Source organism: Nocardia rosealba, from assembly GCF_020216065.1.
Lineage (GTDB): Bacteria > Actinomycetota > Actinomycetes > Mycobacteriales > Mycobacteriaceae > Nocardia > Nocardia rosealba.
Genome location: NZ_JAIWNA010000009.1, coordinates 180,874 through 192,571, shown reverse-complemented (window position 1 = coordinate 192,571; position 11,698 = coordinate 180,874). Strand labels below are relative to the sequence as shown.

General features: G+C 69.2%; 9 protein-coding genes. 6 read left to right on the top strand and 3 right to left on the bottom strand.

The window, feature by feature from the left end; all coding sequences use genetic code 11:
• Positions 1–34 precede the first annotated feature (34 nt).
• A complete protein-coding gene (locus LDL21_RS26780) occupies positions 35–619 on the top strand; it encodes a DUF2867 domain-containing protein (protein ID WP_225282247.1) in 585 nt (194 codons plus the stop codon).
• Between the two features lie 32 nt (positions 620–651).
• Here the strand turns inward: LDL21_RS26780 and LDL21_RS26775 are convergent, their stop codons facing one another.
• Entirely contained in the window at positions 652–1,653 is a 1,002-nt protein-coding gene (locus LDL21_RS26775; protein WP_370465836.1) for a methylenetetrahydrofolate reductase, read from the bottom strand.
• 314 nt (positions 1,654–1,967) lie between these two features.
• Here LDL21_RS26775 and LDL21_RS26770 point away from each other — a divergent pair, with 314 nt between their 5' ends.
• From LDL21_RS26770 to LDL21_RS26755, 4 genes are all read left to right on the top strand, one after another.
• Positions 1,968–3,122 carry a polyprenyl synthetase family protein gene (locus LDL21_RS26770; RefSeq protein ID WP_181699203.1) on the top strand — a complete coding sequence of 385 codons (1,155 nt, stop codon included), beginning with the start codon at positions 1,968–1,970 and terminating at the stop codon, positions 3,120–3,122.
• A 19-nt stretch (positions 3,123–3,141) separates the two neighbouring features.
• Positions 3,142–4,716 (top strand): phytoene desaturase family protein, encoded by a 1,575-nt coding sequence (gene crtI / locus LDL21_RS26765; RefSeq protein ID WP_225282246.1) that lies wholly within the window; start codon positions 3,142–3,144, stop codon positions 4,714–4,716.
• A 224-nt stretch (positions 4,717–4,940) separates the two neighbouring features.
• A complete protein-coding gene (locus LDL21_RS26760) occupies positions 4,941–6,479 on the top strand; it encodes an alpha-(1->6)-mannopyranosyltransferase A (protein ID WP_443678060.1) in 1,539 nt (512 codons plus the stop codon).
• The gene (locus LDL21_RS26755; protein WP_225282244.1) at positions 6,476–7,531 is read left to right on the top strand and encodes a phytoene/squalene synthase family protein; all 1,056 of its coding nucleotides are present in this window, start codon (positions 6,476–6,478) and stop codon (positions 7,529–7,531) included. The genes LDL21_RS26760 and LDL21_RS26755 overlap by 4 nt, the downstream gene beginning before the upstream one ends.
• A 100-nt stretch (positions 7,532–7,631) precedes the next feature.
• Here the strand turns inward: LDL21_RS26755 and LDL21_RS26750 are convergent, their stop codons facing one another.
• Entirely contained in the window at positions 7,632–8,000 is a 369-nt protein-coding gene (locus LDL21_RS26750; protein WP_225282243.1) for an Rv2175c family DNA-binding protein, read from the bottom strand.
• Positions 8,001–8,127: 127 nt separating this feature from the next.
• Here LDL21_RS26750 and pknB point away from each other — a divergent pair, with 127 nt between their 5' ends.
• Positions 8,128–10,047 carry a Stk1 family PASTA domain-containing Ser/Thr kinase gene (gene pknB, locus LDL21_RS26745; RefSeq protein WP_225282315.1) on the top strand — a complete coding sequence of 640 codons (1,920 nt, stop codon included), beginning with the start codon at positions 8,128–8,130 and terminating at the stop codon, positions 10,045–10,047.
• 233 nt (positions 10,048–10,280) lie between these two features.
• On the opposite strand, the gene LDL21_RS26740 is transcribed toward pknB, so the two are convergent.
• A complete protein-coding gene (locus tag LDL21_RS26740; protein ID WP_067497414.1) occupies positions 10,281–11,666 on the bottom strand; it encodes a class II 3-deoxy-7-phosphoheptulonate synthase in 1,386 nt (461 codons plus the stop codon).
• Positions 11,667–11,698 lie beyond the last annotated feature (32 nt).

Genomic DNA, 11,698 nt, shown 5'->3' with positions numbered 1-11,698 from the left:
CGCTATACGCCCCCGTACAGATCGAGGTCATCCCATGCGACTCCCCGCCTCCGCACACACCACCAGGCCGTGGCGCATCCACGAGATCGCACGCGGTTTCGACACCGAAGACGTCTGGCAGTTCCGCACCCCCGGCGCGGGCCCCGACGATTTCCCCACCTTCCTCGCGGCACTCCAGGCGGAGAAGGCGTCCGAGAGCTCGGGCATCAGCGGCGTGCTGTTCAAGATCCGCTGGAAACTGGGCGAGATCTTCGGCTGGGACGACGAATCGGCGGGCACCGGCACCCGCGTCGGCTCCCTGCGCGACCGCCTCCCCGCCGACCTGCGCGACACTCCGACCCCCGACGACAGCGACAGCCCGCTGACCAGCCTCTACGTCCTCGACAACGAGTACGCCGCCGAAATCGCCAACGGCACCATGCACGGCGTCATGCACCTGGGCTGGGTGCCCGACGACACCGGCTACCACCTGCAGATGGCCGTCCTGGTCGAACCCAACGGCCGCCTCGGGCGCCTCTACATGGCCCTGATCAAGCCCTTCCGCTACCTCATCGTCTACCCGGCCATGACCCGCAACTGGGAACGAACGTGGCAGACCCTCGCCGCTACGAGGCGGTGAAACGCGCCGAAAGCCGCTCGTCCAGCTGCCGGTCAGGCGCTGAGAGGGGCGGCGGTGACGCCGTAGCCGAGGTTGGTGAGGACCTCGCTGGTGGCCTTGGCGAAGTTGAGGGTGATGAAGTGCAGGCAGGGGGCGTCTTCGTCGATGAGGCGCTGGGCCATTTCGGTGGCGATCTGGATGCCTTCGGCGCGCACGGCGGCGCGGTCCTCCTCCGGGCCCGTACCCGCGGCGCGGGTGAGGCGGGCGACGATGTCGGCGGGCACCGGGCGGCCGGACAGCTCCTCGGCACGCGCGACGGTGCGCAGAGAGGTGATGGGCATCAGCTCGGGGACGATCGGCTTGGCACCCTCGACGGGGTCCATGGCGATCACTCGGTCGCGCAGGCGCAGGTAGTGCTCGACGTCGAAGAACATCTGGGTGATCGAATACTCCGCGCCCGCACGCAGTTTCGCGCACAGGTGGCGGGTGTCGTGGTCCAGGTCCGGTGAGCGGTGGTGCCCCTGTGGGAACGACGCGACACCCACGTGGAAGTCGCCGAGATCGCGGACGATGCGCACGAGCTCCTCGGCGTACTCGACCCCCTCGGGATGCTTGCGCCACTCACCCAGCGGGTCGCCGGGCGGGTCGCCGCGCAGCACGAGGACGTTGCAGATGCCGGAGTCGGCGTAGGAACCGACCAGCGAGCGCAATTCGGCGATGCTGTGGCCGACGGCGGTCAGATGGGCGACCGGCAGCAGGGTGGTCTCCTGCGCCAGGGCACCGGTGATGCGGACCGTGCGGTCGCGGGTGGAGCCGCCCGCACCGTAGGTCATCGACACGAAGGCGGGGTGCATGCGTTCGAACTCGCGCACCGCGCGCCACAGCCTGGCCTCGCCGGCCGCGTCGCGGGGCGGGTTGAACTCGACCGAAAACGGCACGCCCGTGCCCGAATGGGTGCGCAGACTCTGCACCACCGAGGGCGTGTTCGAGACGATCGACTGCTGCTTGGCGGGCCGATCGGGGGTCGAACGTCCCCGTCCACTGTCGAAAGTCACCGGCTCAGTCTAGTGGGACGTTCCGGGCCTACGGCGCCGACCGGGGAACTCCGATACCGGTCACGACACGTCCCCGCCGGGCACAACCCCGCAGGCCGCGGCACCCACCAAGGGGAAATCCCCTGTTCGGAGCGGAGAATGTCAAGCCGGATGGACACACGGACCGAGGAGCCCCGGACCCGAGGAAACGCCGGGTGTGGGATCGGTCGCAGCGGCCCTGTGCGCCCGCTGATCCTCCGAGCGGCCCGCGTATCGTCGAGACGACGCTGTGCACGCACCGCGAGGGTGCGTCATCGGATCCTGACGCTCGCCATTTGGAGGCCGCCCTGTCCGCCGGAATCGGTACCCCGCTCTCCCGGTCCGCCGCCGACGTGCTGACCTCGGTCGACCTCGTCGCGCTCACCCCCGGCACACCGGCCTTCGTCGCGGCGGTCGAACAGGTGCTCACGGAATTCTTCGCGAGCAGGCGCGAGATCGTCGAACCGCTCGGTCCGGTGTTCGTCGACGCGGCCGAGGCGCTGGAACAGTTCGTGGTGCGCGGCGGCAAACGCACCAGGCCGGGCTTCGCCTGGACCGGCTGGCTCGGCGCCGGTGGCGACCCGTCCGCCCCCGAGGCGGCCTCGGTACTCACGGCCTGCGCATCGCTGGAACTCGTGCAGGCCTGCGCACTGGTGCACGACGACATCATCGACTCCTCACGCACCCGGCGTGGCTTCCCGACGGTGCACATCGACTTCACCGATCGGCACCGCGCGGCCGGGTGGTCCGGTGACGGCGAGGCGTACGGGTCGGCGGTCGCCATTCTGATCGGCGATCTGGCCCTGGCCTGGGCCGACGACCTGGTGAACGCGGCCGGACTCGACACCGCGTCCTTCGCCCGGTTCGCGCCGGTGTGGGCGCGCATGCGCACCGAAGTGCTCGGCGGGCAACTGCTCGACATCAACGGCGAGGCCGGTGGTGACGAGTCGGTCGAAGCCGCGCTGCGCATCAACCGCTACAAGACCGCCGCCTACACCATCGAACGACCGCTGCACCTGGGTGCCGCACTGGCCGGCGCCGACGACGCCCTGGTCGCGGCCTTGCGCACCTATGGAACCGATGTGGGTATCGCGTTCCAGCTGCGCGACGACCTGCTCGGGGTGTTCGGCGATCCGGCCGTCACCGGCAAACCGTCGGGCGACGATCTGCGCGAGGGCAAGCGCACCGTGCTCATCGCCGAGGCGCTGCGTCGCGCCGACCCGGAATCGGCCGCGCTGATCCGCACCGGCCTCGGCACCGACCTCGACGACGAGGCCGTCGACCGGTTGCGCGCGGTACTGATCGACCTGGGCGCCGTCGACGACGTGGAGCGCCGTATCACCGAGCTCACCGAAACGGGTCTGGCCGCCATCGCGCACAGCGCCGCCACCCCCGCCGCCAAGCATCTGCTGCACGATATGGCGTTGGCCGCCACTCGCCGTACCGCCTGAGGACGTTGTGAAAACTGTTGTGGGACAAACGAATCATGTCGTCGTCGTGGGGGCCGGTCTGGCTGGGCTCGGCGCCGCGCTGCATCTGCGGGGTGCCGGGCTCGAGGTGACAGTGCTCGAGCGCGCCGATCACCCCGGCGGCCGGGTGGGCCGCTACCGCTTCGCCGACTACGAGATCGACAGCGGCGCTACGGTTCTCACGCTGCCCGAAACCATCGACAACGCCCTCGCGGCGGTCGGGCAGACCCGGGAGGACGTCGGGTTGCGTATCCATCGCCTGACTCCGGCCTATCACGCGCGCTTCGCCGACGGCAGCGACATCCGGGTCTTCGACGACGCCGAGCAGATGGCGGCCGAGGTGACCCGCGCGTGCGGGCCCCGCGAGGCACGCGGGTACCGGCGTCTGCGCGACTGGCTCGGCCGGATGTACGAGGCCGAGTTCGACGAATTCATGAACGCCGATTTCGATTCGCCCCTCGACATGGTCCGCACACCGGCCGCCCGGTCGGCACTGGCCCGGGTGGTGCGCCTCGGCGGGCTCGGCAAACTCGGGCCGCGGGTGCGTTCGTACCTCCGCGACGAGCGCCTCACCAGGCTTTTCACCTTCCAGGCGCTCTACGCGGGAACGGCGCCTGACCAAGCCCTCGCCGTCTACGGCGCCATCCCGAACATGGACACCTGTCTCGGGGTGTACTTCCCCGAGGGCGGAATGCGGGCCATCACCACTGCGCTCGCCGAGGCCTTCACCACCGCGGGCGGGCGCCTCGAGCTCGGCACCGAGGTCACCGGCATCGAGTACGCGACCGCCAAGGGCACCGCGTCACCGGGTGCCCGCCACGCCGAGGCCGTCCGCACCGTCGACGGGCGGAGCTTCGCCTGCGACGCGGTGGTCATCACCGCCGACCTCGGCTCGATCCGCCGCTTCGGGCTGCGCAACCGGCGTGGACTGCGGGCCTCGCCGTCAGCCGTCGTCGCGCACGGCACCGTGCCCGCCGAGGTCGCCGCACGGTGGCCGGTGCAGGCCCATCACACGATCGAATTCGGGGCCGCCTGGGAACAGACCTTCCGCGAGATCGCCGCGGGCAAGGGCCGGGGCAAACTGATGAGCGACCCGTCGCTGCTGCTCACGCGGCCCGCGCTCAGCGACCCGGGCCAGTTCGTCGACCGTACCGACGGCCGCTGGGAGCCGCTGTCGCTGCTCGCGCCGTGCCCCAACCTGACCTCGGCGCCGCTGGACTGGGACCGCATCGGCCCGGCCTACCTGCGGGAACTGCTCGCGACGCTCGAGCAGCGTGGTTACACCGGTATCGGTGAGTACTTCCGCGTCGATCACCTCGACACACCGGCGACCTGGGCGGCCCAGGGCATGATCGCGGGCACACCGTTCTCGGTGGCACACCTTTTCCGGCAGACCGGACCGCTGCGTCCACGCAACCTGCCAAGGGGCGTAGACAATGTCGTTCTCGCAGGTTGTGGCACTACTCCGGGGGTCGGGGTGCCCACCACGCTGCTGTCGGGCGAACTGGCGGCGGCGCGAATCACCGGCAGCCGGGCGCACACCGGTAGCGACCACCGGGTTAGTGTTCGGAACTGAAGCCGTAAACTGACGGCCGACTTATCAGCTCGCGGTTGCGACCGCCGACCATCCGGGGGGACCGACCGAAGATGCCGCCCCCCGAGACGACCGTAGGCCCCATGGACACCACGCGCACCCTCGAACCGCAGCGCCATCTGCCCGCCGGGACCGATCCCGGCGTCCGGTCGCGGCTGCGCACTGTCGGCGATTTCGCCCGGAGCCCCGAAGGCCACGCGGCCTTCATGGGGTTCTTCGGCGCCATCATGATCACCTTCGGCGGTTTCGGCGCGGGCGCCGTCCGCAAACGCGATCCGCTGCTCGAGGCGCTGCACCTGTCGTGGCTGCGATTCGGCCACGGCTACGCCCTTTCGATGATCGTCATCTGGGCCGGTGTGCTGCTGATGATCACCGCATGGGTGCGCCTGGGCCGCACGCTCATCGGCAACGGTGAGCCGAAGGTCACGCTCAACGAGCTGCGGGTGATCGTCGGAATCTGGATCACCCCACTGCTTTTCGCGGCCCCGATGTTCAGTCGCGACGCCTACTCCTATCTCGCCCAGGGTGCGCTTCTGCGCGACGGTTTCGACCCCTACCAGGTGGGTCCCGTCGCCAATCCCGGTGTGCTGCTGGACAATGTGAGCCCCGTGTGGACCACCACCACCGCGCCGTACGGGCCGGTGTTCCTGCTGATGGGCCGCGCGATCACCACGCTCACCGGTGACAATGTGATCGCCGGGACCATCGCGCTGCGCTTCGTCATGCTGCCCGGCCTGGCGCTGATGGTGTGGGCGGTGCCCTATCTGACCAAGCACCTCGGCGGCAAACCGACCGTGGCACTGTGGCTGGCGGTACTCAATCCGCTGGTGCTCGTGCACCTCATCGGCGGTGTGCACAACGAGATGCTGATGGTCGGGCTGATGTGCGCGGGTATCGCCCTCGTGCTCGAACGTCATCATGTGGCGGGCATCGTCGTGGTCGCCATCGGCGTAGCGATCAAGGCGACGGCAGGCGTGGCGTTGCCGTTCCTGGTGTGGATCTGGATCCTGCACGAGAAGGAACGGCGGGCGGCCGAACGCCGAGCCCACTCCGACTCCGACGCCGGTCTCGCCGAGGAACTGAAGCATCCCGACGCGGCCCGGCCGTCGGCCGATATGCCGCATCCACTGCTCGTGTTCACCAAGATCGCCGGCATCGGCATCGGCGTGTTCGCCCTGGTCTTCGGTGCGGCATCGGTGATCGCCGGGGTCGGCTTCGGCTGGGTGACCGCGTTGCAGGGCTCGAACAAGATCATCAACTGGCTGTCGCTGCCGACCATCCTCGCGCACATGGTCACCTGGGTGACGCCGTGGTCGCTGGATTCGGTCCTGTCCATCACCCGCGAACTGTGCAAGGTCGCGCTGGTGGTCCTGCTCGTGGCGACCTGGTGGCGGTTCCGCCACAGCGAGCGTGAGGCCGTGATGGGCATCATCGTCGCGTTCGTGGCGATCGTGCTGCTCTCCCCCGCCGCCCTGCCCTGGTACTACTCGTGGCCACTTGCGCTGGCCGCCGGTTTCGCGCTGTCGACGGTGACCCTGCAGTGGCTGGTCGGCATCTGCACCTGGCTGATGCTGGTGTTCCAGCCGGACGGCTCGATCGGCCTCTACAACTTCTGGCACGTGGCGCTGGCGACGTTCGCCGCCGTGGTGGCCGCCGTGTCGCTGCGCCACGTCGACCCGTTGCACCTGCGTTCGGCGAGTTCCCGCGCGATAGCCAAGGAACACGCACCGCCCGTCGCGGCATGAGTGTGCCCACCGCGCTGGACGACGCCTACGCGACCTGTCGCCGCATCGCCGCCGAGCACGGACGCACCTACTACCTCGCCACGGCCTTATTGAGCTCGGAGCGGCGCCGGGCCGTGCACGCGCTGTACGCCTTCGCGCGGATGGTGGACGACATCGTCGACCACGCCGACGACCCCGCGTGGATCCTTGACCCGGCCGACCGGACTCCGGCGAGGCCGCGAACCCTCCCGTCGAGCGTCGCACCAGGCGCACACGATCCTGATCGCCGCCTCGCCCCCGACAGCGACGGCATCTCCCCCGCTCAGCACCTCGATCTGGTCGAGAAGCAGCTCCGGCTGGCCATCGAGCAGGGCGACATCGACACCGCCGACCTGCGGCGCCGCCAGATCATCACCGCGACGGCCGACACCATCGCCCGCTACGACATCGCGCACGACCACATCTGGACGTTCCTCGATGCCATGCGCATGGACGTCCCCGGTACGACCGTTCACCGCAGGCGCTACGCGAGCATGGCCGAGTTGGGCGAGTACATGCGAGGGTCGGCCGCCGCCATCGGTCTGCAGTTGCTGCCGGTGCTCGGCACCGTGGTTCCGGTGGCGGAGGCCGAACCCGCCGCCGCCGCGTTGGGCGAGGCGTTCCAGGTCACCAATTTCCTGCGTGATGTGGCCGAAGACCTCGATCGCGACCGGATCTACCTGCCCGCCGACGAACTGGCCGCGTTCGGCGTCGACGAGGCGCGACTGCGTGCCTGCCGGGCCACCGGGCGCACGGATCCGCCGACGCGCCGCGCTCTGGCGCACCTGATCGCCGTCAACCGCGACATCTACCGCCGCGCGGTCCCCGGCATCGACCTGCTGGCCCCCCGGGTGCGTCCGGCCATCCGGACCGCCACCGTCCTCTACGCCGAGATCCTCGACCAGATCGAAGCTGCCGATTTCCAGGTCTTCGCCACCCGCGCGACCGTCCCGAACCGCCGCCGAATCATGGTCGCCGCTAAGGGTTTCACCACCACACGCCGCCACTCGGTCGCGGCATTCCGCTCGACCTGAAATCCCTGCAGGACAAACTGGTCCGGCACGGTGCGTCCCCCGGGCACGCGCTCCGCTCGGTGCGCTGCTCAGCGGCGCGCGCACCGTCGGCGGCAAGTCCTCAGAAGGGTTCGGCAGCGGCGCGGCGGACGACCTCGCGGGCCAGCGGGCCGTGCAGGGCGTCGACCGGGCGGCCGGGCAGGGAGTCGTCTTCGGTGTAGATCCAGCGCAGGATGTCCTCGTCGCTGTACTTGCCGTCGCGCATCACCGTGATCAGGCCGGGCAGCATGCGGACGATCTCGTCGTTGTCGTCGAAGAAGCGGGACGGAATGCCCGCGACACCGCCCCGGCGCACCGCGAGGAGCTGGCGATCGCGCAGCATCTGGTGCACCGCGGTCACCGGGACGCCGAGTATTTCGGCGGCCTCGGGCAGGGAGACGAGGGTTTCGGTGTCGGGCAGCACGTCGTCGCTGCAGGGGAAGGCACTCACCCGTACAACGGTAGTACGTGACGTGGCGCATCCATCGGCGGGCATACCGTCGCACCCGGTTACGATCGTGGGGGCCGCACCACCGTGGCCAGTTTGTCGTACGCCGGAGGAACCTGTGATCGGCCAGATGCTGGAAGGGCGCTATCGCATCGACGCGCCGATCGCGCGCGGCGGAATGTCGATGGTGTTCCGCGGAACCGACACCCGGCTCGACCGTCCCGTCGCCATCAAGGTGATGGACCCCAAGTTCGCGAGCGATCCACAGTTCCTGAGCCGCTTCGAGTTCGAGGCGCGCGCGGTGGCCAAACTCAAGCACCCGTCGCTCGTCGCGGTCTACGACCAGGGTGTCGACGGCGAATATCCCTTCCTCATCATGGAATTGGTCGAGGGCGGCACCCTGCGCGAGCTGCTGCGCGAACGCGGCCCGATGCCACCGCACGCCGTGCGGGCCGTCGCCGAACCGGTGCTGCGCGCCATCGGCACCGCGCACGACGCTGGCCTGGTGCACCGCGACATCAAGCCGGAGAACGTGTTGATCTCCGACGCGGGCGAGGTGAAGATCGCCGACTTCGGCCTGGTCCGCGCCGTGGCCGCCGCCAACACCACCTCCGCCAGCGTGATCCTCGGCACCGCCGCCTACCTGTCGCCGGAGCAGGTCACCACCGGCACCGCCGACGCGCGCTCGGACGTGTACTCCTTCGGCATCCTGATCTTCGAACTGCTCACCGGCCGCGTGCCGTTCACCGGCGACAATTCGCTGTCGGTGGCGTATCAGCGGGTGGAGAACGACGTACCGGCGCCGAGTCAGTTCATCGACGGTGTGCCCGCCGAATTCGACGCCCTCGTCGCCGAGGCCACCTCCCGCGACCCCGCGAAGCGCTTCGCCGACGCCAATCAGATGGCGGCCAACCTGCAAGCCGTCGCGATGACCTTGAGCCTGCCGCCGTATCGCGTGCCGGCACCCCGTGATTCGGCCGAGCATCTCAGCGAGGCCTTTCGCGCACCCGTGGCCGCGGCGAATCCCGTTGCGGCCACGCATGAACCCGCACCGCCGCGTCCGGTCGCCCAGCCGCAGCACACCCGGGTGGTCACCGCGCAACGGCCGCGACTCGACGAGCACGCCAATCCGCCCGCGCCCGTGCACAATCCGTTCGTCCCGGCGGAGACCCATACCCGCCGCACCGGCCTGGTGTGGGTGGGTATCGTCACCGCGCTGACGCTGCTGGTCGGCATCGGCGGCTGGTGGCTCGGCGTCGGCCGCTACACGGCGGTGCCGCCGATCGCCGGCATGGACAGCGAGCGGGCCGTTGCCGTGCTGGAACAGGCCGGATTCGAGACGGTACTGCGGCAGAAGGCATCCGACACGATCCCCGTGGGCGGCGTGGTCGGCACCGACCCGTCGGCGGGCTCACGGGTCACCAAGAGCTCCACCATCGCCGTGCTGATCTCCAACGGCAAACCGCGCGTCCCCGAGGACATCAAGGCCGGTGACCAGATCAGTGCCGTGAACGCCGCCATCCGCGATATGGGCCTGCAACCCATCGACAGCGGCGAAGCGGCCAGCACCGCCCCGAAGGGCTCACTGGCCAGGGTCGAGCCTGCCCCCGGCACCGTGCTGCCGATGGGCGCGCAGGTGAAGGTGTACCGCAGCAAGGGCTCCCAGCCCGTGAACGTGCCCGATGTTCGCGGCAAGACCACCGAGGAAGCCACCCAGGCACTCACCAAGGCCGGACTCACCGTCCGCGAGGTGAAGGTGCAGTTCGACAAGAGCATCGAGGGCGACAAGGCCATCGGCACCGACCCCGCCGTCGGCACCACCCTGCAGTCCGGCGACAGCGTCACCCTGCTCGTCTCCAACGCGATCAAAGTCCCCAACGTAATGGGTCAGAACGTCGGCAACGCCCGCGCCAAACTGCAGCAACTAGGCCTCCGGGTAGAGGTCAAATCCCTCACCGACTCCGACAGCTCCCTGGTCATCGGCCAAGTCCCCGGCATCAACACGAACGTGGAGGCGGGCAGCGTCGTATCGCTCACCGCCCTACCTTGAAGAGATCGCGCCCCGGACAAGCCCGACAAGGACGACGACAAGGAAAAGCCCGGCCGCGGCAACCGCTGACCGCCCCAAGATCCACCTGAGTCCGCGATGACCGCACTCCCAGCCACATGGCACCACTCGAGTCCGCCATGACCGCATTCCCGGCCCCTAGGGGCCGCGCTCGAGCGCGCCAGCGCTCCAATAAACACAGCCCAATACCGTGTGGGCGCAAAACCCCTAAATCTTCACCGCAGCATCTCTGCCACCAGGAACGACAACTCCAGCGACTGCTGAGTATTGAGCCGAGGATCGCACGCAGTCTCGTACCGCCCACCGAGATCCAGATCGGAGATGTCCTGCGCACCACCGAGGCATTCGGTGACGTTCTCACCGGTCAGCTCAATATGCATGCCGCCGGGATGGGTGCCGAGCGCGTGGTGGACCTCGAAGAACCCCTGCACCTCATCGACGATCCGATCGAAGTGACGGGTCTTGAACCCGGTGGACGACTCGTGGGTGTTGCCGTGCATCGGGTCGCACTGCCAGATCACCTGGTGGCCGGTGGCCTGCACCTTCTCGATGATCGGCGGCAGCACATCGCGCACCTTGCCGTTGCCCATGCGCGCCACCAGGGTGAGCCGGCCGGGTTCGTTGTTCGGGTCGAGCCGCTCGACGTATTCCACCGCCTGGTCGGGGGTGGTGGTCGGGCCGATCTTCAGGCCGATGGGGTTGGCAAGCAACTCGGCGAAAGCGATGTGGGCACCGTCGAGCTGACGGGTGCGCTCACCGATCCACAGGAAGTGCGCCGACAGGTCGTAGAGCAGCGGTTCACCCGTCTCGCTCTCGCTGAGGCGAAGCATCGCGCGCTCGTAGTCGAGCACGAGCGCCTCGTGCGAGGCGTAGATGCGGGCGGTCTTGAGGCTCGGGTCGTTGACCTGACACGCCGCCATGAAGCGCAGACCCTTGTCGATCTCCTCGGCCAGGGTCTCGTAGCGGGCACCCGCCGGCGACTGGGCGACGAAGTCACGGTTCCAGTCGTGCAGGCGGTGCAGGTCGGCGGTGCCGGCGCTGGTGAGGGCGCGGACCAGGTTCATCGCGGCGCTCGCGTTGGCGTAGGCGCGGACCAGGCGTGACGGGTCGTGGCGGCGCAGCTGTTCGTCGGCGACCAGGGAGTTGACCATGTCGCCGCGGTAGGACTTCAGGCCGAGCGCGTCGATGTCGGCCGAGCGCGGCTTGGCGTACTGACCGGCGATGCGGGCCACCTTCACCACCGGCATGCTCGCGCCGTAGGTGAGCACGACAGCCATCTGCAGCAGGGTGCGGATGTTGCCCCTGATGTGGGGTTCGGTGTTGTCGGCGAAGGTTTCCGCGCAGTCACCGCCCTGCATCAGGAAGGCCTCGCCGCGCGCCACCTGCGCCAGCTGCGCCTTGAGGTCCTCGACCTCGGCGGGCAGGCAGATCGGCGGCACGCTCTCGAGCACGGTGCGCATCGTGGTGGCCTCGTCGGCGTCCCAGGACGGCTGCTGCAGGGCGGGGCGAGCCAGAGCGGCGTCCAGTCGCCTGCGCAGATCGTCAGGCAGCGGCGGCAGTTCCGGCAGGCGGTCAATCGGTACGTCGACGGTCCAGGTCACCAGATCAGAATACGGACTCACCGAAGCCGGCG

Excerpts from the sequence above, each read along its gene's own strand:
- LDL21_RS26760 (WP_443678060.1), top strand. The coding sequence starts at position 4,941 with ATGGGGTTCTTCGGCGCCATCATGATCACCTTCGGCGGTTTCGGCGCG.
- pknB (WP_225282315.1), top strand. The coding sequence starts at position 8,128 with ATGCTGGAAGGGCGCTATCGCATCGACGCGCCGATCGCGCGCGGCGGA.
- LDL21_RS26780 (WP_225282247.1), top strand. The coding sequence starts at position 35 with ATGCGACTCCCCGCCTCCGCACACACCACCAGGCCGTGGCGCATCCAC.
- LDL21_RS26755 (WP_225282244.1), top strand. The coding sequence starts at position 6,476 with ATGAGTGTGCCCACCGCGCTGGACGACGCCTACGCGACCTGTCGCCGC.